This is a genomic window from Pseudomonas sp. LH1G9, from assembly GCF_002949975.1.
GTDB classification, from domain to species: domain Bacteria; phylum Pseudomonadota; class Gammaproteobacteria; order Pseudomonadales; family Pseudomonadaceae; genus Aquipseudomonas; species Aquipseudomonas veronii.
Window position 1 is genome coordinate 3826418 of the sequence record NZ_CP026880.1, and the last position, 25504, is coordinate 3851921.

General features: G+C 60.7%; 22 protein-coding genes. 1 reads left to right on the forward strand and 21 read right to left on the reverse strand.

The annotated features are described in order from the left end of the window. Window positions 1-35: 35 nt before the first annotated feature. From surE to C5F70_RS17785, 5 genes are read right to left on the reverse strand one after another with little or no spacing between them, the layout of a single operon-like run. Window positions 36-785, reverse strand: coding sequence for a 5'/3'-nucleotidase SurE (gene surE, locus C5F70_RS17765; RefSeq protein ID WP_104903808.1), 750 nt, complete (start codon window positions 783-785; stop codon window positions 36-38). Further along, a complete protein-coding gene (truD, locus tag C5F70_RS17770; protein ID WP_046384456.1) occupies window positions 773-1831 on the reverse strand; it encodes a tRNA pseudouridine(13) synthase TruD in 1059 nt (352 codons plus the stop codon). Before truD ends, surE begins: the two co-directional genes overlap by 13 nt. Further along, the gene (ispF, locus tag C5F70_RS17775; protein ID WP_017844763.1) at window positions 1828-2301 is read right to left on the reverse strand and encodes a 2-C-methyl-D-erythritol 2,4-cyclodiphosphate synthase; all 474 of its coding nucleotides are present in this window, start codon (window positions 2299-2301) and stop codon (window positions 1828-1830) included. Before ispF ends, truD begins: the two co-directional genes overlap by 4 nt. Before the next feature lie 54 nt (window positions 2302-2355). Then, window positions 2356-3201 (reverse strand): S-formylglutathione hydrolase, encoded by an 846-nt coding sequence (gene fghA / locus C5F70_RS17780; protein WP_017844762.1) that lies wholly within the window; start codon window positions 3199-3201, stop codon window positions 2356-2358. An 8-nt stretch (window positions 3202-3209) separates the two neighbouring features. Then, window positions 3210-4322 carry an S-(hydroxymethyl)glutathione dehydrogenase/class III alcohol dehydrogenase gene (locus C5F70_RS17785; RefSeq protein WP_017844761.1) on the reverse strand — a complete coding sequence of 371 codons (1113 nt, stop codon included), beginning with the start codon at window positions 4320-4322 and terminating at the stop codon, window positions 3210-3212. Window positions 4323-4431: 109 nt separating this feature from the next. Between C5F70_RS17785 and C5F70_RS17790 the strand changes: the two genes are divergently transcribed. Next, entirely contained in the window at window positions 4432-5334 is a 903-nt protein-coding gene (locus C5F70_RS17790; protein WP_079442990.1) for a LysR substrate-binding domain-containing protein, read from the forward strand. Between the two features lie 111 nt (window positions 5335-5445). On the opposite strand, the gene ispD is transcribed toward C5F70_RS17790, so the two are convergent. From ispD to rseP, 16 genes are all read right to left on the reverse strand, one after another. Continuing rightward, window positions 5446-6153, reverse strand: a complete 708-nt coding sequence (gene ispD, locus C5F70_RS17795; protein ID WP_017844759.1) for a 2-C-methyl-D-erythritol 4-phosphate cytidylyltransferase — start codon at window positions 6151-6153, stop codon at window positions 5446-5448. Beyond that, on the reverse strand, window positions 6150-6428 hold the full coding sequence (ftsB, locus tag C5F70_RS17800) for a cell division protein FtsB (protein ID WP_017844758.1): 279 nt from the start codon (window positions 6426-6428) through the stop codon (window positions 6150-6152). The genes ispD and ftsB overlap by 4 nt, the downstream gene beginning before the upstream one ends. A gap of 171 nt (window positions 6429-6599) precedes the next feature. Further along, window positions 6600-7889 (reverse strand): phosphopyruvate hydratase, encoded by a 1290-nt coding sequence (eno, locus tag C5F70_RS17805; RefSeq protein ID WP_017844757.1) that lies wholly within the window; start codon window positions 7887-7889, stop codon window positions 6600-6602. A gap of 152 nt (window positions 7890-8041) precedes the next feature. After that, window positions 8042-8887, reverse strand: coding sequence for a 3-deoxy-8-phosphooctulonate synthase (gene kdsA / locus C5F70_RS17810; protein ID WP_010563535.1), 846 nt, complete (start codon window positions 8885-8887; stop codon window positions 8042-8044). Window positions 8888-8892: 5 nt separating this feature from the next. Next, window positions 8893-10524, reverse strand: a complete 1632-nt coding sequence (locus tag C5F70_RS17815) for a CTP synthase (protein ID WP_026139768.1) — start codon at window positions 10522-10524, stop codon at window positions 8893-8895. 273 nt (window positions 10525-10797) lie between these two features. Beyond that, window positions 10798-12117: a tRNA lysidine(34) synthetase TilS gene (gene tilS, locus C5F70_RS17820; RefSeq protein ID WP_104903809.1), complete on the reverse strand. Its 1320-nt coding sequence runs from the start codon at window positions 12115-12117 to the stop codon at window positions 10798-10800. Between the two features lie 161 nt (window positions 12118-12278). Then, the gene (locus C5F70_RS17825; RefSeq protein WP_017844753.1) at window positions 12279-13226 is read right to left on the reverse strand and encodes an acetyl-CoA carboxylase carboxyltransferase subunit alpha; all 948 of its coding nucleotides are present in this window, start codon (window positions 13224-13226) and stop codon (window positions 12279-12281) included. 138 nt (window positions 13227-13364) lie between these two features. Next, window positions 13365-16886, reverse strand: coding sequence for a DNA polymerase III subunit alpha (gene dnaE, locus C5F70_RS17830; protein WP_017844752.1), 3522 nt, complete (start codon window positions 16884-16886; stop codon window positions 13365-13367). Window positions 16887-16962: 76 nt separating this feature from the next. Beyond that, entirely contained in the window at window positions 16963-17595 is a 633-nt protein-coding gene (gene rnhB / locus C5F70_RS17835; protein WP_017844751.1) for a ribonuclease HII, read from the reverse strand. After that, a complete protein-coding gene (gene lpxB / locus C5F70_RS17840) occupies window positions 17592-18731 on the reverse strand; it encodes a lipid-A-disaccharide synthase (RefSeq protein ID WP_017844750.1) in 1140 nt (379 codons plus the stop codon). The genes rnhB and lpxB overlap by 4 nt, the downstream gene beginning before the upstream one ends. A 2-nt stretch (window positions 18732-18733) precedes the next feature. Then, window positions 18734-19510, reverse strand: a complete 777-nt coding sequence (gene lpxA, locus C5F70_RS17845) for an acyl-ACP--UDP-N-acetylglucosamine O-acyltransferase (RefSeq protein WP_017844749.1) — start codon at window positions 19508-19510, stop codon at window positions 18734-18736. Then, the gene (gene fabZ, locus C5F70_RS17850; RefSeq protein WP_003172281.1) at window positions 19507-19947 is read right to left on the reverse strand and encodes a 3-hydroxyacyl-ACP dehydratase FabZ; all 441 of its coding nucleotides are present in this window, start codon (window positions 19945-19947) and stop codon (window positions 19507-19509) included. The genes lpxA and fabZ overlap by 4 nt, the downstream gene beginning before the upstream one ends. 110 nt (window positions 19948-20057) lie before the next feature. Next, window positions 20058-21113, reverse strand: a complete 1056-nt coding sequence (gene lpxD / locus C5F70_RS17855) for a UDP-3-O-(3-hydroxymyristoyl)glucosamine N-acyltransferase (protein ID WP_046384463.1) — start codon at window positions 21111-21113, stop codon at window positions 20058-20060. Window positions 21114-21116: 3 nt separating this feature from the next. Beyond that, a complete protein-coding gene (locus tag C5F70_RS17860) occupies window positions 21117-21620 on the reverse strand; it encodes an OmpH family outer membrane protein (protein ID WP_003172279.1) in 504 nt (167 codons plus the stop codon). A gap of 44 nt (window positions 21621-21664) precedes the next feature. Then, on the reverse strand, window positions 21665-24052 hold the full coding sequence (gene bamA, locus C5F70_RS17865; protein WP_017844747.1) for an outer membrane protein assembly factor BamA: 2388 nt from the start codon (window positions 24050-24052) through the stop codon (window positions 21665-21667). A 74-nt stretch (window positions 24053-24126) separates the two neighbouring features. Then, window positions 24127-25479, reverse strand: coding sequence for a sigma E protease regulator RseP (gene rseP / locus C5F70_RS17870; protein WP_017844746.1), 1353 nt, complete (start codon window positions 25477-25479; stop codon window positions 24127-24129). Between the last annotated feature and the right edge of the window lie 25 nt (window positions 25480-25504).

Below are 25504 nucleotides of genomic sequence, written 5' to 3' on the forward strand. Positions count from 1 at the left end.
GCCGCGACGCAACAGGTCGTCTTGTTCACGAGCCATCAGCGCAACTCCTCCAGCCAGCCATCGAGACTACTGAAGGCATCACTGAAGGTGCGATCGAGCTGCAACGGGGTAATCGATACATAGCCTTGCATCACCGCATGAAAGTCAGTGCCCGGCCCACCGTCTTCGGCATCGCCCGCAGCGGCGATCCAATAACCTTCCTTGCCACGCGGGTCGACCACCTTCAACGGCGCCGCCGCGCGGGCGCGATGGCCCAGGCGCGTGAGCTGGATACCGCGAATATGCTCGAGGGGCAAGTTGGGGATATTGACGTTAAGCACCGTCCGGGGCGGCAGATCGAGGGAACCGTGGGCCTCCACCAGCTTGCGCGCGAAATGCGCGGCCGTCGGCAGGTTGTCCAACTGACGCGAGGTCAACGAAAAGGCGAACGAGGTCCGCCCCAGGAAACGCCCTTCCAGGGCCGCCGCCACCGTGCCGGAATACAGCACGTCATCCCCCAGGTTGGCGCCGAGGTTGATGCCCGACACCACCAGGTCCGGCTCCTGATCCAACAAACTGTTGATCGCCAGGTGTACGCAGTCGGTGGGGGTACCGTTCACGCTGATATAGCCATTGGCCAGAACGTGTACGTGCAGCGGACGGTCGAGCGTCAGCGAACTGCTGGCGCCGCTCTTGTCCTGGTCGGGGGCAACCACCACGCACTCGGCGTAATCCGCCAGCGCAGCATGAAGCGCGGCGAGGCCGGGTGCGGTGGCACCGTCGTCATTTGATATCAGAATACGCATGGGCTGTCCGTCTGCCCCACCGGCACCAGATCAACAAGCTCGCGCACCAAGACAGTGGCGAAGCATCCGGCCGGCAGGACGAATTCCAATTGCAGAATGTCAGGCCCGGGATAATGCCACGTCAACCCGCCAATGGGCAGTCGCAGAATGCGACGTTCCTGGCTCATGCCGGCATTCACCAGCCAATCGCGCAGGTCGGCCTCACTGGCAGCAACCGCCTGCTCCAGCGCCTGGGTTGCACCGCTGGCTGGCGAATCGCCTTCGCCCCACTGCGGTCCGGTGGGGTGCAGATCGAGGATCGCCAGGCGCGGGTCGCTGCATTCAGCCTCCCCCGCCGGGAAAAAACTGCGGCTGTCGGTGAAGGCCAGCAGATCGCCGACCTGCGCACGCTGCCAGGAACCGTCCGCGACACGGGCCGCCAACACTTTGTTGAAGAGGTAACTGCGCGCCGTCGACAGCAACCGCGAACGCACGTTGCGCTGCTCCGGCAAGGCCTTGCGGGCCGCCCACTCACGCGCATCCACCACATTGCCGCCGTTGTGGCCAAAGCGCTGGGTGCCGAAATAATTGGGAATGCCGTGCTGGGCGATCAGTTGCAAGCGCGCATCGATGGCCGCGTGATCCCCCGCCAGTTGCGTCAGGCGCAAGGTAAAACCGTTGGCCGAATGAGCACCGCGTTGCAGCTTGCGCTTGTGGCGGCCGGTCTTGAGGATCTTGAGGGTGTCGTTTTCCGCGCCACTCAGGTCCGGATCGGCCTTGCCCGGCAGTTGCACACTGAACCACTGGCGGGTCAACGCCTGGCGATCCTTGAGCCCGGCATAGCTGACGGTGCGCAACGGCACGCCGGCGGCCTTGGCGATCCGGCGCGCGGCTTCTTCGGTGTTGAGGCCACGCTTTTCCACCCACAGCCACAGGTGCTCACCCTCACCGCTCAGCGGGATATCGAGCACTTCGTCGACCTGGAAATCTTCCGCGGTAGCCTTCAGCACGGCGCTGCCCAAGGCCTCGCCATAGGCCCGCGGGCCCAGCAGTTGCAAGTCGTTCATGCGCGCAGCAACAAAGCGACGGAATGTACCGCGATGCCCTCTTCACGACCGGTAAACCCGAGCTTTTCGGTGGTGGTGGCTTTCACGTTCACTTGATCCAATTCAATGTGCAGATCCGCCGCGATCAACGCGCGCATCGACTCGATGTGGGGGGCCATTTTCGGCGCCTGGGCCACGATGGTGTTATCGACGTTGCCGACCTTCCAGCCTTTGGCGTGGATCAGGCCGACCACATGGCGCAGCAATACCCGGCTGTCCGCGCCCTTGAAGGTCGGGTCGGTGTCCGGAAAGTGCTTGCCGATATCGCCGAGCGCCGCGGCGCCGAGCAAGGCGTCGCTCAACGCGTGCAGCAGGACATCGCCGTCGGAATGAGCCAGCAACCCATGGTGGTGCGCGATCCGCACGCCGCCCAGGGTGATGAAATCGCCTTCAGCGAAACGGTGCACATCGTAGCCGTGGCCAATACGCATAAAAAAACGCCCCGATTTAATTCAGGGCGTGATTCTACCTACTTTTGTCGCATATTAACCGAGCAAAGCACGACCATGATGTCGCAAATGGTCTTCGATGAAGCTGGCGATAAAGAAGTAGCTGTGGTCATAGCCCGGTTGCAGGCGCAGTTCGAGCGGATGGTTGGCCGCTTTCGCCGCTTGCTGCAGGGCTTCGGGCTTGAGCTGCACCGCGAGGAAGTCGTCGCGGTCGCCCTGGTCCACCAGCAACGGCAGCTTTTCCGCGGCTTCGCTGATCAGCACGCAAGCGTCCCACTCGCGCCACTTCGAGCGCTCTTCGCCCAGGTAACGGGAGAAGGCTTTCTGGCCCCATGGGCAATCCATCGGGTTGTTGATCGGCGAAAACGCCGACACCGATAGGTAACGCCCGGGGTTGCGCAATGCACATACCAGCGCACCGTGGCCGCCCATGGAGTGGCCGCTGATACCGCGCTTCTGCGAAGCCGGGAAATGCGCCTCAACCAACGCTGGCAATTCCTGCACCACGTAGTCATGCATCCGATAGTGCTTGGCCCAGGGTTCCTGGGTGGCATTCAGATAGAAACCGGCCCCCAGGCCGAAATCCCAGGCGTTGTCCGGATCGCCCGGCACCCCAGGACCACGCGGGCTGGTGTCCGGCGCAACAATGATCAGCCCCAGTTCGGCCGCCATGCGCTGGGCGCCGGCTTTCTGCATGAAGTTTTCATCGGTGCAGGTCAACCCGGACAGCCAGTACACCACCGGCAGCTTGCCGCCCTGCTCCGCTTGCGGCGGCAGGTAGACGGCGAAGGTCATGTCGCAACCGAGCACCTCGGAATGATGCTTGTAGCGTTTATGCCAGCCGCCGAAGCTCTTCTGGCACGACAGGTTTTCCAGACTCATGGCCGACCTCAGAAGTGAATGACGGTACGAATGCTCTTGCCTTCATGCATCAGATCAAACGCTTTGTTGATGTCTTCCAGGCCCATGGTGTGGGTGATAAAGGTGTCCAACGGGATCTCGCCGCTCTGGGCCATTTCCACGTAGCTGGGCAGCTCGCTGCGACCACGCACGCCGCCAAAGGCCGAACCGCGCCAGACGCGGCCGGTCACCAGCTGGAATGGACGGGTGGAAATTTCCTGGCCGGCACCGGCAACGCCGATGATCACCGATTCGCCCCAGCCTTTGTGGCAGCACTCGAGGGCGGCGCGCATCAGTTGCACATTGCCGATGCACTCGAAGGAAAAGTCCACGCCGCCGTCAGTCAAATCGACAATCACGTCCTGGATCGGGCGATCGTAGTCTTTCGGGTTGATGCAGTCGGTGGCGCCCAGTTGCTTGGCGATTTCGAACTTGGCCGGGTTGATGTCGATGGCGATGATGCGACCGGCCTTGGCTTTTACCGCGCCGATCACCGCCGACAGGCCGATACCGCCCAAGCCGAAGATGGCGACGGTATCGCCGGGCTTGACCTTGGCGGTGTTGATCACCGCACCGATGCCGGTGGTGACGCCACAGCCGAGCAGGCAGACTTTTTCCAGCGGCGCGTCTTTAGGAATCTTCGCCACGGAAATTTCCGGCAGCACGGTGTACTCGGAAAAGGTCGAGGTGCCCATGTAGTGGAAAATCGGCTGACCCTTGTAGGAGAAACGCGTGGTGCCGTCGGGCATCAGGCCTTTGCCCTGGGTGGCACGAATCGCCTGGCACAGGTTGGTCTTGCCCGACAGGCAGAATTTGCACTTGCCGCACTCCGGGGTGTAGAGCGGGATCACATGGTCGCCGACCGCAACCGAGGTCACGCCCTCGCCGATCGCCTCAACCACCGCACCGCCTTCATGGCCGAGAATCGACGGGAAGATGCCTTCCGGGTCGGCGCCCGACAACGTGTAGGCGTCGGTATGGCACACGCCGGACGCAACCACGCGCAACAGCACTTCGCCGGCCTTGGGCATGGCGACATCCACTTCTACGATCTCGAGGGGCTTCTTGGCTTCGAAGGCTACGGCGGCGCGGGACTTGATCATCCGGGTTTCTCCTGGGAGTTAAAAACTAAGACGGCGAGTGTAAAACATGCCCCGCTGATTAATAATCCAGGCAAAAGCAAAACTTTATTGCTGTACAGGGATAATCGCCATGCTGGAAAACCGCTGGGAAGGCATCGATGAGTTCGTCGCCGTCGCTGAATGCAGCCAATTCACCGCGGCGGCGGAACGCCTTGGGGTGTCTTCGTCGCACATCAGCCGGCAAGTGGCTCGCCTGGAAGAACGGCTGCAAACGCGCTTGCTGTATCGCAGTACGCGCAAGGTGACCCTGACCGAAGCCGGCCAGACCTTTCTGCAACACTGCCAGCGCCTGCAGGATGGCCGCGAAGAAGCCCTGCGCGCCGTCGGCGACCTCGCCAGCGAGCCCAAGGGCATGCTGCGCATGACCTGCGCCGTGGCGTATGGCGAACGATTCATCGTGCCGCTGGTGACGCGGTTCATGGGGCTTTACCCGCAACTGCGGGTGGACATCGAACTGAGCAATCGTCAGTTGGACTTGGTACACGAAGGCCTCGACCTGGCGATTCGCCTGGGACGCCTGCAAGACTCGCGCATGGTCGCCAGCCGCCTAGCGCCGCGCCGCATGTACTTGTGCGCGTCGCCGTCCTACCTGGCGCGGTATGGGCGGCCGCACAGTTTGTCGGAATTGACTCGGCACAACTGCCTGATCGGCAGCTCGGACATCTGGCAACTGGCCCAGGACGGGCGCGAATTTTCCCAAAGGGTGCAGGGCAACTGGCGCTGCAACAGTGGGCAAGCGGTGTTGGACGCGGCGTTGCAAGGGGTGGGCTTGTGTCAGTTACCGGACTATTACGTGCTCGAGCATTTGCACAGTGGCGCGCTGGTGTCGTTACTGGAAGCGCATCAGCCGCCGAATACGGCGGTGTGGGCGTTGTATCCGCAGCAGCGGCATTTGTCGCCGAAGGTCAGGAAGCTGGTGGATTATTTAAAGGCAGGGTTGGCCGAACGGCCCGAGTACGGTGCTGAGCATTGATGGCGTTTATCGTTTATGTAGGAGCGAGCTTGCTCGCGAAAAACTTGAGAGCGCCGCTTCAATCCAGATTGTCCGCGTTATCGTTGACGTTTTTCGCGAGCAAGCTCGCTCCTACAGCCGATTGGCCCAGCGTAGTCGCAGCCATTCCAGGTCCTCGGGCCGGGTCACCTTGATATTGTCCGAGCGTCCTTCGATCAGGCGCGGCGCCTGGCCTGACCATTCCATGGCCGAGGCTTCGTCGGTGATCACCGCATCGGCCACCAGGCTGTCGGCCAATGCGCGATGCAACGCGCCCAAGCGGAACATCTGCGGTGTGTAGGCTTGCCAGATCAGGCTGCGGTCAACGGTCTCGATGACGCGACCATGCTTGTCTACACGCTTGAGGGTATCGCGGGCCGGCACAGCCAGCAGGCCACCCACCGGATCGTCCGCGAGTTCGGCGAGCAGTTTGTCGAGATCGTCACGACTCAGGTTAGGCCGCGCTGCATCATGCACCAAGACCCAATCATCATCGCTGGCACCCAGGGCATTGAGCTGCAGCAACGCATTGAGTACCGAGCCCGAACGCTCCGAGCCACCGTCCGCCCGCTGGATACGCGGGTCAGCGGCACACGCGAGGTGAGGCCAGTAAGGGTCATCAACAGCAAGACTGACCACCAGGCCCTTGAGCGAGGGGTGGTCGAGAAAACAGCCAAGGCTGTGTTCGAGAATAGTGCGCCCGCCCAGTTGCAAGTACTGCTTGGGACGGTCCGCAGCCATACGGGCACCGATGCCCGCGGCAGGAATCACGGCCCAGAAGGCCGGCAAACGGTGATTCATTGGGCCAACTGGTAGAGGGTTTCGCCCTCCTTGACCATGCCCAATTCATGGCGAGCCCGCTCTTCGACGGTCTCCATGCCCTTTTTCAACTCAAGCACCTCGGCATCGAGAACGCGATTGCGCTCCAGCAGGCGTTCGTTTTCGGCGTGCTGGTCGGCAATTTGCTGGGTCAGGTCTTTTACCTGCGCAAAGCTGCCATTACCCACCCATAGGCGGTACTGCAGGCCAGCCAGCAACAAGAGCAAGACGAGGAACAACCAATTGGGACTGCGCATCGAATATCGGGTATCCAGTGAAAAAAGACCGCCATACAAAACTTTTGCAGCAACGGATAGCACGAAGCCTGGAAGACCCAGGCTTGTGCTTGATCGTCATCAGATTAGCGTCGAATTTCACACTCTCGTGATTTTTCCGACACAATCTGCCGACTTTTTACCATTTACTGATCAGCCGCGAAACTCGCTGCGACCGTTGTACTTGGCTTTACCCGCCAGTTGCTCTTCGATACGCAGCAATTGGTTGTACTTGGACACGCGATCGGAACGGCACAGCGAGCCGGTCTTGATCTGGCCCGCCGACGTGCCCACGGCCAGGTCGGCAATGGTCGAGTCTTCGGTTTCGCCGGAGCGGTGCGAGATCACGGCGGTGTAGCCCGCAGCCTTGGCCATCTGGATGGCTTCCAGGGTTTCGGTCAGGGTGCCGATCTGGTTGAACTTGATCAGGATCGAGTTGGCGATCTTCTTGTCGATGCCTTCTTTCAGGATCTTGGTGTTGGTCACGAACAGGTCGTCGCCCACCAGCTGGATTTTTTCGCCGATCTTGTCGGTGAGGATTTTCCAGCCGTCCCAGTCGGACTCGTCCAGGCCGTCTTCGATCGAGATGATCGGGTAGCGCTGGGTCAGGCCCTTGAGGTACTCGGCAAACCCTTCGGAGTTGAACACCTGGCCTTCGCCGGACAGGTTGTACTTACCGTCTTCGTAGAATTCGCTGGCGGCGCAGTCCAGGGCCAGGGTCACGTCGGTGCCCAGGGTGTAACCGGCGTTGGCCACGGCTTCGGAGATGACTTTCAGTGCATCTTCGTTGGACGCCAGGTTCGGCGCGAAACCACCTTCGTCACCCACGGCGGTGCTCAGGCCACGGGCCTTCAGCACAGCCTTGAGGTGATGGAAAATCTCGGTGCCCATGCGCAGGCCTTCGGAGAAGGTCTTGGCGCCAACCGGCTGCACCATGAATTCCTGGATGTCGACGTTGTTATCGGCGTGCTCGCCGCCGTTGATGATGTTCATCATCGGCACCGGCATCGAGTACACACCCGGTGTGCCGTTGAGGTTGGCGATGTGGGCGTACAGCGGCAGGTCCTGGTCCTGCGCGGCGGCCTTGGCGGCGGCCAGGGACACGGCGAGGATGGCGTTGGCCCCCAGGCTGCCTTTGTTTTCAGTGCCGTCGAGCTTGATCATCGCGTGGTCCAGGGCTTTCTGGTCCAGCGGGTCTTTGCCCAGCAACAGGTCACGAATCGGACCGTTGATGTTGGCTACCGCCTTGAGGACACCCTTGCCCAGGTAACGGCTCTTGTCGCCATCACGCAGTTCCAGCGCTTCGCGGGAACCTGTGGAAGCACCGGACGGCGCGCAAGCGCTGCCGATGATGCCGTTATCGAGAAGCACGTCGGCTTCGACGGTGGGGTTGCCACGGGAGTCGAGAACTTCACGACCTTTGATGTCGACGATTTTTGCCATTGTTGTAAACACTCCAAAGTTGACGAAAACGCTCTATACCGCTCGATTTAACTTGTCGCGCACATTGCAATATTTGGAACAAACTTGCCAGTAATAGTGCCCTCTCGGGCCTCATCGCGAGCAAGCTCGGCTCCTGCACGGAGAAATGGCGCTTACGCGGTCTCTACCGTCGGAAAACTCTTGACCAGCTCGTCCAACTGCTTGAGCTGGGCCAGGAATGGCTCCAGTTTGTCCAGGCGCAGGGCGCAAGGACCATCGCATTTGGCGTTGTCCGGGTCCGGGTGGGCTTCCAGGAACAGGCCGGCCAGGGACTGGCTGATGCCGGCCTTGGCCAGGTCCAATACCTGGGCACGACGCCCGCCAGCGGAATCGGCGCGACCACCCGGCATTTGCAGCGCGTGGGTCACGTCGAAGAACACCGGGTATTCAAACTGTTTCATGATGCCGAAACCGAGCATGTCCACCACGAGGTTGTTGTAGCCGAAGCTCGAACCGCGCTCGCAGAGGATCAACTGGTCGTTACCCGCTTCCACGCACTTGTTCAGGATGTGCTTCATTTCCTGGGGCGCGAGGAACTGGGCTTTCTTGATATTGATCACCGCACCGGTCTTGGCCATGGCGACCACGAGGTCGGTCTGGCGCGACAGGAAGGCCGGCAACTGGATGATGTCGCACACCTCGGCGACCACGGCAGCCTGTTCAGGCTCGTGGACGTCGGTGATGATCGGCACGCCGAAGGCTTGCTTGATGTCCTGGAAGATCCGCATGCCTTCTTCAAGGCCCGGGCCGCGATAGGAGGTCACGGACGAACGGTTGGCCTTGTCGAAGCTGGCCTTGAACACATAAGGGATACCCAGTTTCTGGGTAACCTTGACGTACTCTTCACAGACCTGCATCGCCATGTCGCGGCTTTCCAGCACGTTCATGCCGCCGAACAGCACCATGGGCTTGTCGTTGGCAATCTCGATGTCGCCTACGCGAATGATCTTCTGGGCCATCAGCTTCACGCCTTCTTCTGATGTTGCGTCAGTGCTGCTTTAACGAAACCGCTGAACAACGGGTGACCGTCGCGCGGCGTCGAGGTGAACTCAGGGTGGAACTGGCAGGCCACGAACCATGGATGATCCGGCGCCTCGACCACTTCGACCAACTTGCCGTCACCGGAGCGACCGGAGACTTTCAGGCCGGCTGCCTTGATCTGCGGCAGCAGGTTGTTGTTCACTTCGTAGCGGTGACGGTGACGCTCGACGATCACGTCCTTGCCGTAGCAGTCGTGGACCAGCGAACCCGGCTCCAGCAGGCAGTCTTGCGCGCCGAGGCGCATGGTGCCGCCCAGGTCGGACGATTCGGTACGGGTTTCAACGGCGCCGGTGGCGTCTTCCCACTCGGTGATCAGGCCCACGACCGGGTGGCCGCTGGAATGATCGAACTCGGTGGAGTTGGCGTCTTTCCAACCCAGCACGTTACGAGCGAACTCGATAACGGCCACTTGCATGCCCAGGCAGATCCCCAGGTACGGCACCTTGTGCTCACGAGCGTACTGCACGGCGGTGATCTTGCCTTCCACGCCACGCAGGCCGAAACCGCCTGGAACGAGGATCGCGTCGACGCCTTCGAGCAGCGCGGTGCCTTGGTTCTCGATGTCTTCGGAATCGATATAGCGCAGGTTGACCTTGGTACGGTTGCTGATGCCAGCGTGGCTCATCGCTTCGATCAGCGACTTGTACGCGTCCAAAAGCTCCATGTACTTGCCGACCATGGCGATGGTGACTTCGTGCTCAGGGTTGAGCTTGGCGTCGACCACGGCTTCCCACTCGGACAGATCCGCGCCGCCGCATTGCAGGCCGAAACGCTCGACCACAAAATCGTCCAGGCCCTGGGAATGCAGGATGCCCGGGATCTTGTAGATGGTGTCGGCGTCTTCCAGGGCAATCACCGCACGCTCTTCAACGTTGGTGAACTGCGCGATCTTGCGACGCGAGGAAATATCGATCGGGTGATCGGAACGGCACACCAGCACGTCCGGCTGCAGGCCGATGGAACGCAGTTCCTTGACCGAGTGCTGGGTTGGCTTGGTTTTGGTTTCGCCGGCGGTGGCGATGTAGGGCACCAGTGTCAGGTGCATCAGCATCGCGCGCTTGGCGCCGACTTCGAAACGCAACTGGCGGATGGCTTCGAGGAACGGTTGGGATTCGATGTCACCCACGGTGCCACCGATCTCGACCATCGCCACGTCGGCATCGCCCGCGCCCTTGATGATGCGGCGCTTGATTTCGTCGGTGATGTGCGGGATCACCTGGATGGTTGCACCCAGGTAGTCACCACGACGCTCCTTGCGCAGCACGTGTTCGTAGACACGGCCGGTGGTGAAGTTGTTGTTCTGGGTCATGGTCGTGCGGATGAACCGCTCGTAGTGGCCCAGGTCCAGGTCGGTCTCGGCGCCGTCGTGGGTGACGAACACTTCACCGTGCTGGAACGGGCTCATGGTGCCCGGGTCAACGTTGATGTACGGGTCCAGCTTGAGCATGGTGACCTTAAGTCCCCGCGCCTCCAGGATGGCCGCCAATGAAGCGGAGGCAATGCCTTTCCCCAATGAAGAAACAACACCGCCCGTGACGAATATGTAGCGCGTCATGAAAAACCCTAGAAGTCTGCGTTAAAGCGGTCCGAGCCGCCGGGGAAAGCGAAGGAAGGCCGAAGCCCCCGATCACCTGCATTAATCACAGTGCACCTTTCAAAAAAACCGCCGCGTGGTGACAGACCAGCAATGAAACACCGGTACGTTGATCGCTACACATTTTTTGGAATCGCCCAGCAAAGACTGCTTGGTAATCGGCAACTGCTGCGATTCAGGCGAATCCACAGAAGTTGTATCAAGAAGGGAGCGTAGTCTACCGGAAAGGCGCTATCAGCTCAAACCTTGATCGCAGGTCTGTGGCATCCAATGTAATTGCCAGCCGTCATTCGACGTCTTCCAAAGCCCTGCAAGGCTGGGCACAGCCAGCAATTGCTCGCCCCGATACAGCAGCGGCAATCTGCCACGGACAAAACCCGGCAGCCCACTTTCGTTGAGCAGACGCTTCAAATCGCGCCGACCGCGCCCCGGAATGTCGATGATTTCGCCGCCCTGGCGATAGCGAACCTGCAACACACCCTCGGGAACCCGACCGATCAACCGGAGTTGGCCATTACCCGGTAACTCTAGCGGGTTTTGCGGCTGTGCCCAGCTCACCGATGCGTCGGAAAACTCCGACCAACTGTAGGGCAGCCACCAGATGCGCTCGCCGCAACGGTGCAGATCGCCGTTGGCCAAGCGCCACAGGGGTTGTGCATCGAGCTTGGCGTCGCGCAGGGAATGCCAGCCGGCCCAGTGGTCGCTGTCGGGTAAACGCGTCAGCGGGCTCAGCCAATGGCGCAGGGCGTTGCGTTGACGCGCGTCGGAAAGCTCACACAACGGCGCCAGGGCCAAGGACGGCAAGGGCAGCCACGGAAAAGGCGAAGGCTGCTCGGCGGCTTGCAGGTCGATGTGCGCCAACTCGTCCAACAGGCCTTGGGCTTCGCTCAAATGTTCAGCGGCACGGGCCAGGTTGGCCACGGCCTGGGGCCAGCGCTCGGTCAGCCGCGGGAATACACGATGGCGCAGGTAATTGCGCGAAAAGCGGGGATCGGCGTTGGAAGGGTCTTCGATCCACGTCAACTGGTGCTCCTCGGCGTAGGCCTGCAGCTGCGCGCGTGAACTGCGCAGCAACGGCCGCAGCAGATGACCGCCCGCCAGCGCACGCTGCATCGGCATGGCCGCCAACCCTTGCACCCCCGCGCCGCGCAACAGACGAAACAGCAAGGTTTCGGCCTGATCGTCGCGGTGCTGGCCGATGAGCAACACTTCCCCTGCCCCGACCACCTCACTGAATGCCTGATAGCGCGCATCACGGGCCGCACGTTCCAGGCTTGCGCCAGCCCGCACCTGCACGCGCATCACCCGCAACGGCACGCCAAGGGCGTCACAGACCGACTGACAATGAGCGGGCCAGGCATCGGCTGCAGCTTGCAGGCCATGGTGGACATGAACAGCGCCGAGCGTAGGAAGCTTCTCAGTTTTGGCGAGATTTGCCAGGAGGTGCAGCAGGACGGTGGAATCAAGCCCGCCGGAAAAAGCGATATGCCAGGCCGGAGCGTTGCGCCAGGGGGCCAGGGTTTGCAGGAGTTTGGCGGAAAGTAATGGTTTCATCAGATGTTACCGCCGCAAACCTGGAATACGTTGGCCAAGCATACACAAAGCAAATGTGGGAGGGGGCTTGCTCCCGATAGCGGCAGGTCAGTCACCAGAAGCATTGACTGACACGCGGCAATCGGGAGCAAGCCCCCTCCCACATTTTTTACGGCTGCGGTTTAGAGACCGTAGCTCATCAGGCGCTCGTAACGCCGGGCCAACAGTGCTTCGGTATCCAGCTTCTTGAGCATCGCCAGTTGCGAACCCAGTTCGGCACGGATGGTCGCGGCAGCGGCGGCCGGGTCGCGGTGGGCGCCGCCCAATGGTTCGGCGATGACTTTATCCACGATCCCCAGGCCCTTGAGGCGATCGGCGGTGATGCCCATCGCTTCGGCAGCGTCCGGCGCTTTCTCGGCGGTTTTCCACAGGATCGAGGCGCAACCTTCTGGCGAGATCACCGCGTAGGTCGAATATTGCAGCATGTTCAATTGGTCGCAGACACCAATGGCCAACGCACCGCCGGAACCACCTTCACCAATCACGGTGGCAATGATCGGGGTTTTCAGGCGGGACATGACGCGCAGGTTCCAGGCGATCGCTTCGCTCTGGTTGCGCTCTTCGGCGTCGATACCCGGGTACGCGCCCGGGGTGTCGATGAACGTCAGGATCGGCATCTTGAAGCGCTCGGCCATTTCCATCAGGCGGCAAGCCTTGCGGTAGCCTTCCGGACGCGGCATGCCGAAGTTACGGCGGACTTTCTCGCGCACTTCACGGCCTTTCTGGTGACCGATCACCATCACCGGCTGGTCGTCCAGGCGAGCGATACCGCCCACGATGGCCGCGTCGTCGGAGAAGTGGCGGTCGCCGTGCAGCTCGTCGAACTCGGTGAAGATGTGCTGAATGTAGTCCAGGGTGTACGGACGGCGCGGATGGCGGGCCAGGCGCGCAATCTGCCAGCTGGTCAACTTGCCGAAGATGTCTTCGGTGAGCGAGCTGCTCTTGTCTTGCAGGCGAGCGATTTCATCGCCGATATTCAGCGAGTTGTCATTGCCGACCAGGCGCAGTTCTTCGATCTTGGCTTGCAGGTCAGCGATCGGCTGTTCGAAATCAAGAAAATTCGGGTTCATAAGCGTCCGTCTTGGGTCGACGGCCAAGGAGTGCCTGGCCAGCCGGTTGTCTATTCGCGCCCTACCTTAAGGGAGAGGCGCGTCTAGGTCGAGATTAAATGTTTGGTCGAGATCAGGCTATTTGCCATCACCTGATCGTCAACGGTATTGGAGGAAGACGTTGTCACGACCGAACTGGTCACGCAATGCTTGAATCAAGCCATCAGCGGGATCAATTCGCCAGGTCTCGCCGAACTGCAGCATGGCCTTGGCGTCGTTACCGGTGTATTCCATGGTCACCGGGCATGCGCCACGGTGGCGTTTGAGCAAGTCCCCCAACCAGCGCAGCTGATCGCCCTTGAGCGCCTCGGTCTTGACCTTCAAGCGCAGGCTTTCGGCCAGGTTGGTGCGCGCGTCTTCCATGCTCATCACGCGCTTGATCCGCAGGCGCAGGCCGCCGGAGAAGTCGTCGTTGCTGACCTCCCCTTCCACCACCACCATGGCGTCGGTCTGCAACAGCGACTGCGCCGAATGGAACGCATCGGCAAACAGCGACGCCTCGATCCGGCCGGAGCGGTCGTCGAGGGTGATAAAGCCCATCTTGTCGCCCTTTTTGTTTTTCATCACCCGCAGGGCGATGATCATGCCGGCGACGGTCTGGGTGTCGCGCGCCGGTTTCAGGTCGATGATGCGCTGACGGGCGAAACGACGGATTTCCCCTTCGTACTCGTCAATCGGGTGACCGGTCAGGTACAGGCCCAGGGTGTCTTTCTCACCTTTGAGGCGTTCCTTGAGGGTCAGCTCCTTGGCCTTGCGATGGTTGGCGTAGACATCCGCGTCTTCTTCGACGAACAACCCGCCAAACAGGTCGGCGTGACCGCTGTCGTGGGTGCGGGCGGTCTGTTCGGCGGCCTTGATCGCTTCTTCCATGGCGGTCAGCAGCACCGCGCGATTGCGGTCGATATTCGCCTGGTAGGCCTTCGGCTCATCATGGAAATACGGGCCGAGACGGTCGAGGGCGCCGCTGCGGATCAAGCCATCGAGGGTACGTTTGTTGATGCGCTTGAGGTCGACCCGCGCGCAGAAATCGAACAGATCCTTGAACGGGCCGTTTTGGCGCGCCTCGGTGATCGCTTCCACCGGGCCCTCGCCCACCCCCTTGATCGCCCCCAGGCCATAGATGATGCGGCCTTCGTCGTTCACGGTGAACTTGAACTCCGAGGCGTTCACGTCCGGCGCGTCGAGGCGCAGCTTCATGGTTCGCACTTCCTCGATCAAGGTCACGACCTTGTCGGTGTTGTGCATATCCGCCGAGAGTACCGCGGCCATGAACGGCGCCGGGTAGTGGGCCTTCAGCCAGGCGGTCTGGTACGACACCAGGCCGTAGGCAGCGGAGTGGGATTTGTTGAAGCCATAACCGGCGAATTTTTCCACCAGGTCGAAAATGTTACCGGCAAGGTCGGCGTCGATATTGTTGGTGGCGCAACCCTCGATGAAACCGCCGCGCTGCTTGGCCATTTCCTCGGGCTTTTTCTTACCCATGGCGCGACGCAGCATGTCCGCACCACCGAGGGTGTAACCGGCCATGACCTGGGCGATCTGCATCACCTGTTCCTGGTACAGGATGATGCCGTAGGTCGGTGCCAGTACCGGCTTGAGGCCTTCGTACTGGTAGTCCGAGTGCGGGTAGGCCAGTTCGGCGCGACCGTGCTTACGGTTGATGAAGTCATCCACCATGCCCGATTGCAGCGGGCCCGGACGGAACAGGGCGACCAGTGCGATCAAGTCTTCCAGGCAGTCGGGCTTGAGCTTTTTGATCAGCTCTTTCATGCCGCGGGATTCCAGCTGGAACACCGCCGTGGTTTCGGCTTTTTGCAGCAGGCTGTAGGTCGGCTTGTCATCCAGCGGGATAAACGCGATGTCCAGCGGTGCTTCGCCGACCTTGGCACGGTCGCGGTTGATCGTCTTGAGCGCCCAGTCGATGATCGTCAGAGTCCGCAGGCCGAGGAAGTCGAACTTCACCAGGCCGGCCGCCTCCACGTCGTCCTTGTCGAACTGGGTCACCAGGCCATCGCCTTCTTCGTCGCAATAGATCGGCGAAAAGTCGGTGAGCTTGGTCGGCGCGATCACCACGCCACCGGCGTGTTTACCGACGTTACGCACCACGCCTTCGAGCTTGCGCGCCATCTCCCAGATTTCGGCGGCTTCTTCGTCGACCTTGATGAAGTCGCGCAGGATTTCTTCCTGCTCGTAGGCCTTTTCCAGGGTCATGCCGACTTCGAACGGGATCATCTTCGACAGGCGATCCGCCAGCCCGTAGGACTTGCCCTGCACCCGGGCCACGTCGCGGATTACCGCCTTGGCCGCCATGGAACCGAACGTGATGATCTGGCTCACGGCGTTGCGGCCATACTTATCGGCCACGTATTCGATCACGCGGTCGCGACCGTCCATGCAGAAGTCGACGTCGAAGTCGGGCATGGAGACCCGTTCCGGGTTAAGGAAGCGTTCGAACAGCAGGTCATATTCCAGCGGGTCGAGGTCGGTGATCTTCTGCACATAGGCAACCAGCGAGCCGGCACCCGAGCCCCGGCCTGGACCGACCGGCACGCCGTTACTCTTGGCCCACTGGATAAAGTCCATCACGATCAGGAAGTAACCGGGGAACCCCATCTGGATGATGATATCCAGCTCGAAATTCAGCCGGTCGACGTAGACCTGGCGCTTGGCTTCGTAATCTTCGGTGGTGTCCTTGGGCAGCAGGACCGAGAGGCGTTCCTCCAGGCCATCGAACGATACCTTGCGGAAATACTCATCGATGGTCATGCCTTCGGGAATCGGGAAGTTGGGCAGGAAGTGCTTGCCCAGCTTCACTTCGATATTGCAGCGCTTGGCGATCTCGACGGAGTTTTCCAGGGCCTCGGGCAGGTCGCTGAACAGCTCGGCCATTTCCTCGGCGCTTTTGAGGTATTGCTCTTCGCTGTAGTTCTTCGAACGGCGCGGGTCATCCAGGGCCCGGCCTTCGCCGATGCACACGCGGGTTTCGTGGGCTTCGAAATCTTCCTTCTTGATGAAGCGCACATCGTTGGTCGCCACCAGCGGCGCGCCCAGCTTGTCGGCCAGGGCCACGGCGGCGTGCAGATGTTCTTCATCGTTGGGGCGGTTGGTGCGCTGGACTTCCAGGTAGAAGCGGTCAGGGAACACGGCCATCCACTCGCGGGCCAGTACTTCGGCTTCCTGCGGGTTGCCGCCCAGCAGCGCGACCCCGATCTCGCCCTCTTTGGCCGCCGAGAGCATGATCACGCCCTCGCTGGCCTCGGCCACCCACTCACGCTCGATAATCACCGCGCCGTTGCGCTGGCCGTCGATGAAGCCACGGGAAATCAGTTCGGTGAGGTTGCGATAACCGACGCCGTTCATCGCCAATAGGCTGATGCGGCTCAGAGGGTTATCCGGGTCTTTGTTCGACAGCCACAGGTCGGCGCCGCAGATCGGCTTGATGCCGGCGCCCATGGCGTTCTTGTAGAACTTGACCAGGGAACACATGTTGTTCTGATCGGTGACCGCGACGGCAGGCATGTTCATGCCCACCAGGGTTTTGACCAGCGGTTTGATCCGTACCAGGCCGTCGACCAGGGAGTATTCAGTGTGCAGGCGTAGGTGAACGAATGAAGCCGGCATAGTGATCCTGTCTTAAACGTAGAAACAACAAGGCCCGGGATTGTACCGGGCCAGGGCAAAAACATCAGCCTCGCGACTAAACCTCGCTGAGGCTCTCGCGCTGTTCGTAAGCCAGGCGCACCGGGGCGAACGAGCGGCGGTGGATCGGCGTCGGGCCGAGACGGGCCAGTGCTTCCAGATGAACGGGCGTCGGGTAGCCTTTATGGCCCGCGATGCCGTAGCCGGGGTAGATCAATTCGAACGCAGCCATTTCACGGTCACGGCTGACCTTGGCCAGAATCGAGGCGGCCGCGATGGCAGGCACCTTGCTATCACCCTTGACCACCGCTTCAGCCGGCATCGCCAGTTTCGGGCAGCGATTGCCATCGATCATCGCCAGTTTCGGGGTGATATGCAGGCCCTCGACGGCGCGCTGCATGGCAAGCATGGTGGCGTGGAGGATATTCAACTCGTCGATTTCTTCGACTTCGGCCCGGGCGATATGCCAGCTCAGGGCTTTTTCACAGATCTCGTCGAAGAGTTTTTCCCGACGCGCTTCGGTGAGTTTCTTCGAGTCGTTGAGGCCGAGGATTGGCCGGTTCGGGTCAAGAATCACCGCCGCCGTCACCACGGCACCACAGAGCGGGCCGCGCCCGACTTCATCCACGCCGGCCACCAGTTCGTGGGCTTGCGCGACCAGGCTGAAATCCAGCCCCATTTGCGTCGTCATAGGGCTTCCTGTTTATGGCCGATCAAGGTCAACACGGCATCCGCCGCCTGGTTTGACGCATCGCGCCGCAGGGTGCGGTGGATCTCGTCAAAGCCGCGGGTCTGCTCTTCGCCGCCGTCGATCAAGGGGAGTAGCGTCTGCGCCAGGGCTGCGGGCGTTGCATCGTCCTGCAACAATTCCGGCACCAACAGGCGCTGGGCCAGCAGATTGGGCAAGGAGATGTAGGGGCTTTTAACCATGCGCTTGAGAATCCAGAAGGTCAGCGGCGCCAGGCGGTAAGCCACGACCATCGGACGCTTGTACAGCAACGCCTCCAGGGTCGCGGTACCCGAAGCGATCAGCACCGCGTCGCACGCCGCCAGGGCCAGGTGCGACTGACCATCGAGCAGGGTCAACGGCAGGTTGCGCCCTTGCAGCAAGGTTTCGATCTGTGCGCGACGTTGCGGGCTCGCACACGGCAGCACAAAGCGCACGCCAGGCTTCATGATCAGCAGGCGCTCGGCGGCATCAAAAAACAGCGCGCCCAGGCGGCCCACTTCGCCACCCCGACTGCCCGGCATCAGCGCGACCAGCGGGCCGTCGGGCAAGCCCAGTTCGGCACGCGCCGCAGCACGATCGGCGTGCAGCGGGATGGTGTCGGCCAACGTGTGCCCGACAAACCGCACCGGCACGCCCTTCTCTTCGTAGAAACGGGCTTCGAACGGCAGCAAGGTCAGCATCAAATCACAGCCTTCGCGGATCTTCAGCACGCGCTTCTGCCGCCACGCCCACACGGACGGGCTGACGTAATGCACGGTCTTGATCCCGGCCTGACGCAACTTGAGTTCGATATTGAGGGTGAAATCCGGCGCGTCGATTCCGATGAACACGTCAGGCTTTTCTTGGATCAGGGTCTGAATCAGCAGCTTGCGCCGTGCCAGCAGCTCACGCAGACGGCCCAGCACTTCCACCAACCCCATGACCGACAAGCGCTCCATGGGGAAGTAGGAGGTGAGGCCTTCAGCCTGCATCAACGGGCCGCCCACGCCAATGAACTCAACCGCTGGATGCTGGGCCTTGAGCGCCCGCATCAGCCCCGCGCCCAGGATATCGCCGGAAGCTTCCCCGGCGACCAATGCGATACGCAGATTGGCCATGATCAGCGCGTGATGCCGCGGGTCGACGCCTGGATCGAGTCACGAAACACCGCGACTTCCGGGAACAACGTTGCCGGCTCGGTCAGTTCGGCCAATGCCTGCTCAACCGTCAGGCCCTGGCGGTAAACCACCTTGTAGGCGCGACGCAGGGCGTGGATCGCATCGTCGCTGAAACCCCGACGGCGCATGCCTTCGAAGTTCATGCTGCGGGCTTCGGCAGGGTTGCCGAACACCGTGACGAACGCCGGGACATCCTTGCCGATAGCCGTGCCCATGCCGGAAAAACTATGGGCGCCGATGTGGCAGTACTGATGCACCAGGGTGAAACCGGACAGGATCGCCCAATCGTCAACGTGTACATGGCCTGCCAACGCGGTGTTGTTGACCAGGATGCAGTGGTTGCCGATCACGCTGTCGTGGCCGATATGCGCGTAGGCCATGACCAGGTTGTGATCACCCAACGTGGTCTCGGCACGGTCCTGCACGGTGCCACGGTGAATGGTCACGCCTTCACGAATGATGTTGTGATCACCGATTACCAGGCGTGTTTCTTCCCCCTTGTACTTCATGTCGGGGGTGTCTTCGCCTATCGAGGAAAACTGATAGATGCGATTGTGCCTGCCAATGCGGGTCGGTCCCTTGAGGATCACGTGCGGCCCGATGACAGTCCCCTCGCCGATTTCCACACCTGCGCCGACGATCGACCAAGGGCCGACCTCAACGTCGGCGGCCAGTACGGCCGACGGATCGATGATTGCGCGAGGGTCAATCAAACTCATAGTTTGCGTTCCGCGCAGATGATTTCGGCGGAGCACACCGGCTTGCCATCCACCGAGGCCTGGCATTCGAACTTCCAGATCTGGCGCTTGCAGCTGATGAACTTGGCTTCCAGGATCAACTGGTCACCCGGGGTGACCGGGTTGCGGAAACGCAACTTGTCGGAGCCCACGAAATAATAAAGCGTGCCGTCGGCAGGCTTGAGGTCGAGCATTTTGAAACCAAGGATACCGGCAGCCTGGGCCATTGCTTCGATGATCAACACGCCCGGCATGATCGGATGCGCGGGAAAGTGACCATTGAAGAACGGTTCGTTGATGCTGACATTCTTGTAGGCACGAATGCGCTTTTCCTCAACATTGAGGTCCACTACACGGTCCACCAGCAGGAACGGGTAACGGTGAGGCAGGTATTCGCGAATCTCGTTGATGTCCATCATTTCGGGGGGAAGCCTGTAATAAAGATTGGGGGCGGGCGACTAAACGCACGCCCCGCTAGCAAATCAAGGAGGCAGTCTAGCGGCTGTGCACACTTGATATGGAAATGGTATCAGCCTTCTGATGAAGCATTACCGCCAGGGGTCACGTCCCCAACACGCTTTTCCAGCTGTTTGAGGCGTCGAGCCATGTCGTCGATGTGCCTCAAACGCGCTGCACTCTTGCGCCATTCAGCCGCAGGCTGCATGGCGGTACCGGACGAATAGGCACCGGGCTCGGTAATCGAGTGGGTGACCATGGTCATGCCGGTGATGAAGACGTTGTCGCAAATATCGATGTGCCCAACCAGCCCTACGCCACCGGCGAGCATGCAATGCTTGCCGATCCTGGTGCTGCCGGATATGCCTACGCAGGCCGCCATGGCGGTGTGATCGCCAATCTGTACGTTGTGGGCAATCTGGATCTGGTTATCGAGCTTCACGCCATTGCCGATCACGGTATCGGCCAAAGCCCCGCGATCAACAGCGGTATTGACACCGATTTCCACATCGTCGCCGATCAATACGCCGCCGACCTGGGCAATCTTGTGCCAAACGCCTTTCGAATTGGCAAAACCGAAGCCTTCGCCACCGATCACTGCGCCCGACTGAATGACCACCCGCTGCCCGATACGCACATCGTGGTACAGGGTCACGCGGGGCGCCAGCCAGCCATCGGCACCGATTTCACAGCGTGCGCCGATAAAGCACTGAGCGCCCACGGTGACACCGGCGCCAATGCGCGCGCCACTTTCGATCACGGCAAAGGCGCCAATGCTCGCCGCAGGATCAACCTGGGCATCATCGGCGATCACCGCCGTCGGGTGGATCCCTCCAGCCGCCTTGGGTTTCGGATCGAACAGGTGGGATACCCGCGCATAAGCGAGGTACGGATCAGGCACCACCAGCGCATCCCCGGCGTAACCCTCGGCGTCAGCAGCCTTCAGCAGCAGGGCTGCGGCTTGGCTATCGGCCAGGTATTTACGGTATTGGGGATTTGCGAGGAAGCTCAACTGAGATGGGCCAGCCTCCTGCAAGGTGGCTAGCCCAGTGATTTCTTTCTCCGGGGAACCACGCAAGGTGGCTCCCAGGAACTCGGCCAACTCGCCGAGCTTGATAGTCGCGGTCATGGCTTACTTCAGCTGGTTCATGCGCTCGATCACCTGGCGGGTGATGTCGTATTGAGGCTTGACGTCAATCACGGCGCCGCGCTCGAACACCAGGTCAAAGGCACCTTTCTTGATGACTTCTTCCACAGCGCTGTCGAGTTTCGGCTTGAGCTGCTTGAGCATTTCGCGGTCGGCAACAGCCTTGGCTTCGTTCAGCTCCTTGGACTGGAACTGGTAGTCACGGGCCTTTTGCTTGAATTCAAGCTCCAGGCGCTCGCGCTCGCCTTGCTGCATCTTGTCGCCACCGGCTACCAGACGATCCTGGATGCCCTTGGCACTGCTTTCCAACGTTTTGAGCTTGGTCAGTTGCGGACCAAACTTCTTCTCGGCATCCACCGCGTACTTCTTGGCCGCGTCGGATTCCAGCAGGGCCATCTGATAGTTCAGGACGGCGATTTTCATCTCGGCGAAGGCCGGGGTGGTTACCAGCACAGTGGCCAGCAGAACCAATTGAGTCAACTTACGCACGATGTACTCCTACAGATCCGTTGTCGTTATCTTGGGTCAGACGCTTAGAACGTCTGGCCGAGGGAGAATTGGAAAATCTGGGTTTCAGCGTTATCCGGTTTCTTGACTGGCATAGCCAGAGCAAAGCTCAACGGACCAAGCGCAGTCACCCACGTCACGCCAACACCTACGGAGCTCGCCAGGTTGCTGAGGCTTACTTCGTTACACTGGGTATTGGACTTCACGCCAGTCGGGTTAGTGACCTGATCGCACTTGGAGTCGAATACGTTACCCACATCCCAGAAAACCGAAGTACGCAGGGACCGCTGATCTTTCACGAACGGCAGTGGGAACAGGATCTCGGCACCACCCTGGATCAGCACGTTACCACCGAATGGCAGTGCGCTAGTGTCCGTATCCGCCACGGTACCGGTGTTACCGGTCACGCCAGCGCCACGGCTAGGGGTACCACGAGGACCCAAGGTGCTGTCCTTGAAGCCGCGAACCGAGTTGAAACCACCTGCATAGTAGTTCTCATAGAACGGCAAGCCGTTGGTCGAACCATAACCGTCGCCATAGCCCAGTTCAGTGTGCAGGCGCATGGTGTAGTTGTCGCTCAAAGGCTGGAACAGCTGGCCACGGTAGTCGAGCTTGAAGAACGACAGGTCGCTGCCCGGCGTGGTGGCTTCCAGGGTCACGCTCTGGGAGTGACCGCGGGTGGCCAGTACGCCTTTGTTCAGGGTCGACTCGGACCAGCCGGCAGACGCCTTGAAGTTCAGGAACTTGTCGCCTTCGCGACGGGTGAAGTCGAAGATCTCATCCACGGTGTACACACCGGTCTTGATCTCATCCTGCTGCGCGGTCAGGCCGAAGGTCAGACGCGAGGTCTCACTGATCGGGTAACCGATGTTGACGCCGGCACCCAGGCTGTCGATCGCATAGCTGGCAACGTTAACGTCGAGGTCTTTGTAGTCGGTGGTGCGATAGAAGGCGTTGTAGCCCAGGCTCACACCGTCAGCGGTCCAGTAGGGGTCGACATAACCGAAGTTATAGCGGCTCTGGTATTCGCTGCGGGTCAGGCCGATGGAAACCTTGTTACCAGTACCGAGGAAGTTGTTCTGGGTGATCGAACCACCGAGGATCAGGCCGGCACTCTGTGCGAAACCGACGCTGGCGGTGATCGAGCCCGAGGCTTGTTCTTCAACGGCGTAGTTCACGTCAACCTGGTCGTCCACACCCGGTACGGCTGGGGTTTCGACGTTGACTTCCTTGAAGAAGCCCAGACGTTCAAGACGGGTCTTGGACTGGTCGATCAGGTAGGTCGACGCCCAGCCACCTTCCATCTGACGCATTTCACGACGCAGCACTTCGTCCGCAGACTTGGTGTTGCCACGGAAGTTGATGCGGTTCACGTAGGCACGCTTGCCCGGGTCGACCACGAAGGTGATGTCCACGGTGTGGTCGTCATCGTGCGGGGTCGGCACGCCGTTGACGTTGGCGAAGGTATAGCCTTCGTTACCCAGGCGACGGGTGATCAGTTCGGACGTGGTGGTCATCAGCTTGCGCGAGAACACCTGGTCTTTCTGCACCAGCAACAGGGCCTTGACCTGGTCTTCAGGCACTTTCAAGTCGCCGCTGAGCTTGACGTCGCGGACCTTGTACTTCTCACCCTCGTTGACGTTGACGGTGATGTACACGTGCTTCTTGTCAGGGGTGATGGACACCTGGGTCGAAGCGATATCCATGTTGATATAGCCACGGTCCAGGTAGTAGGAACGCAAGCGCTCCAGGTCACCGGAGAGTTTTTCACGGGCGTACTTGTCGTCGTTCTTGAAGAACGACAGCCAGTTGGTGGTCTTGAGTTCGAACAGGCCGATCAGGTCTTCATCAGGGAACTTGGTGTTGCCCACCACGTTGATGTGCTGAATGGCCGCCACGGTGCCTTCGTTGATGTTGACCTTGAGGCCGACACGGTTACGAGGCTGCGGGACCACTTCCGTTTCCACGGTCGCGGAGTAGCGGCCCTGGGCAACGTACTGGCGTTGCAGCTCGTTACGCACACCCTCGAGGGTGGCGCGCTGGAAGATCTCGCCCTCGGCCAGGCCGGATTGCTTGAGGCCCTTCATCAGGTCTTCAGTGGAGATCGCCTTGTTACCCTCGATCTCGATACTGGCGACGGAAGGTCGCTCGACGACGGTGATGACCAGGACGTTACCTTCGCGACCCAGTTGGATATCTTGAAAGAACCCGGTTTTGAACAGCGCACGAGTGGATTCCACCAGGCGACGGTCATCAGCCTGTTCCCCGACGTTCAACGGCAAGGCACCAAAGACGCTACCCGCGGAAACCCGCTGGAGGCCGTTGACGCGAATATCGGAGATAGTGAAGGACTCGGCGTGAACTTCGGCGATCATCAATACGGTGAGAACCGCAGTTAGCAGCAGACGTTTCATGAAGTCCTTTCTTATTCCAACTGGCAATAAACAAACTGCCGCAAAATGCGGCAGATTCGCAATTCAGCGAAGCGTTACAGTCGTCCCAGATCGTTGACCAAGGCTAACAACATCACCCCGACCACCAAACTGATACCGATCTGTATCCCCCAACCCTGCACCCGATCCGACAAGGGGCGACCACGCACCCACTCGACCAGATAAAACAACAGATGCCCCCCATCCAATACTGGAATGGGCAACAAATTCAGAACCCCAAGGCTAATACTCAGATAAGCCAGGAAATTCAGGAAATCCGCGACACCCGACTGGGCAGAAGCGCCCGCCACTTTAGCAATGGTTATCGGCCCACTCAAGTTTTTTACCGAGAGCTCGCCGAACAACATTTTCTTGAGCGATTCGAGAGTCAGCACGCTCATGGTCCAAGTGCGTTTCGCACCCTCGCCAATTGCCGCCAACGGCCCGAAACTGACCTCGCGCATCATCGACGGCGGCCACTCCGGGCTTTTCACGCCGGCACCGAGGTAACCCCCGGCCGCCTTGGCCTCCCCGCGAACCGCCAGGGTCACGGGGACGTCGATTTGAGCACCATCGCGCTCAACTTTCAGCACAATTTTGGTATCAGGCCGTACACGCACCAGGTCGACCACTTGCTGCCAGTCGCCCAGCGCCTGGCCATCGAGGGCCAGCAGGCGGTCGCCGGTTTTCAGACCTGCGGCCTGGGCCGGGCCTTTCGGGTCGAGCTCGGCGAGCACCGGCGGCAAGGCCGGGCGCCATGGGCGAATACCCAGGGACTTGATCGGGTCCGGCTCATCGGCCCCCTTGAGCCAATGGTCGAGGGCCAGTTCACGCGGGGTCTCGGCGGAAGAATCCTGCTCGCGCACCACCACCTTGACGGTGCCGCTTTCGCCCAGGCGACGTACCAACTGCAAATTGACCGCGCCCCAACCGGTGGTTGGTTCGCCATCAATGGAAACAATTTCCTGCCCGGCGACCAATCCCGCCTTCGCCGCCATGCTGTCCGCTTCAACCGCGCCGATCACCGGACGTATCTGTTCGCTGCCGAGCATGGCCAGGAACCAGAAGAACACCATGGCCAACAGGAAATTGGCGATCGGGCCGGCGGCGACGATAGCGATGCGCTGACGAACGGTCTTGCGATTGAAGGACTGATCCAGTTGATCCGCCGGCACTTCGCCTTCGCGCTCATCGAGCATCTTGACGTAGCCGCCCAAGGGGATGGCCGCGATCACGAACTCGGTGCCACGGCGGTCGTGCCAACGCAGCAACGGCATGCCGAAACCAACGGAAAAGCGCAGTACCTTGACGCCGCAACGACGCGCCACCCAGAAGTGGCCGAATTCGTGGAAGGTAACCAGCACACCCAGAGCAACCAGGGTGCCGACAATCATGTAAAGCGCACTCATCTAATTTCTCCGCATTCCAATCCAG

What these genes read in the sequence shown, in the direction of transcription:
- surE (WP_104903808.1), bottom strand. Translation starts at nt 785, where the DNA reads ATGCGTATTCTGATATCAAATGACGACGGTGCCACCGCACCCGGCCTC.
- truD (WP_046384456.1), bottom strand. Translation starts at nt 1,831, where the DNA reads ATGAACGACTTGCAACTGCTGGGCCCGCGGGCCTATGGCGAGGCCTTG.
- ispF (WP_017844763.1), bottom strand. Translation starts at nt 2,301, where the DNA reads ATGCGTATTGGCCACGGCTACGATGTGCACCGTTTCGCTGAAGGCGAT.
- fghA (WP_017844762.1), bottom strand. Translation starts at nt 3,201, where the DNA reads ATGAGTCTGGAAAACCTGTCGTGCCAGAAGAGCTTCGGCGGCTGGCAT.
- C5F70_RS17785 (WP_017844761.1), bottom strand. Translation starts at nt 4,322, where the DNA reads ATGATCAAGTCCCGCGCCGCCGTAGCCTTCGAAGCCAAGAAGCCCCTC.
- C5F70_RS17790 (WP_079442990.1), top strand. Translation starts at nt 4,432, where the DNA reads ATGCTGGAAAACCGCTGGGAAGGCATCGATGAGTTCGTCGCCGTCGCT.
- ispD (WP_017844759.1), bottom strand. Translation starts at nt 6,153, where the DNA reads ATGAATCACCGTTTGCCGGCCTTCTGGGCCGTGATTCCTGCCGCGGGC.
- ftsB (WP_017844758.1), bottom strand. Translation starts at nt 6,428, where the DNA reads ATGCGCAGTCCCAATTGGTTGTTCCTCGTCTTGCTCTTGTTGCTGGCT.
- eno (WP_017844757.1), bottom strand. Translation starts at nt 7,889, where the DNA reads ATGGCAAAAATCGTCGACATCAAAGGTCGTGAAGTTCTCGACTCCCGT.
- kdsA (WP_010563535.1), bottom strand. Translation starts at nt 8,887, where the DNA reads ATGGCCCAGAAGATCATTCGCGTAGGCGACATCGAGATTGCCAACGAC.
- C5F70_RS17815 (WP_026139768.1), bottom strand. Translation starts at nt 10,524, where the DNA reads ATGACGCGCTACATATTCGTCACGGGCGGTGTTGTTTCTTCATTGGGG.
- tilS (WP_104903809.1), bottom strand. Translation starts at nt 12,117, where the DNA reads ATGAAACCATTACTTTCCGCCAAACTCCTGCAAACCCTGGCCCCCTGG.
- C5F70_RS17825 (WP_017844753.1), bottom strand. Translation starts at nt 13,226, where the DNA reads ATGAACCCGAATTTTCTTGATTTCGAACAGCCGATCGCTGACCTGCAA.
- dnaE (WP_017844752.1), bottom strand. Translation starts at nt 16,886, where the DNA reads ATGCCGGCTTCATTCGTTCACCTACGCCTGCACACTGAATACTCCCTG.
- rnhB (WP_017844751.1), bottom strand. Translation starts at nt 17,595, where the DNA reads ATGACGACGCAAATGGGGCTGGATTTCAGCCTGGTCGCGCAAGCCCAC.
- lpxB (WP_017844750.1), bottom strand. Translation starts at nt 18,731, where the DNA reads ATGGCCAATCTGCGTATCGCATTGGTCGCCGGGGAAGCTTCCGGCGAT.
- lpxA (WP_017844749.1), bottom strand. Translation starts at nt 19,510, where the DNA reads ATGAGTTTGATTGACCCTCGCGCAATCATCGATCCGTCGGCCGTACTG.
- fabZ (WP_003172281.1), bottom strand. Translation starts at nt 19,947, where the DNA reads ATGATGGACATCAACGAGATTCGCGAATACCTGCCTCACCGTTACCCG.
- lpxD (WP_046384463.1), bottom strand. Translation starts at nt 21,113, where the DNA reads ATGACCGCGACTATCAAGCTCGGCGAGTTGGCCGAGTTCCTGGGAGCC.
- bamA (WP_017844747.1), bottom strand. Translation starts at nt 24,052, where the DNA reads ATGAAACGTCTGCTGCTAACTGCGGTTCTCACCGTATTGATGATCGCC.
- rseP (WP_017844746.1), bottom strand. Translation starts at nt 25,479, where the DNA reads ATGAGTGCGCTTTACATGATTGTCGGCACCCTGGTTGCTCTGGGTGTG.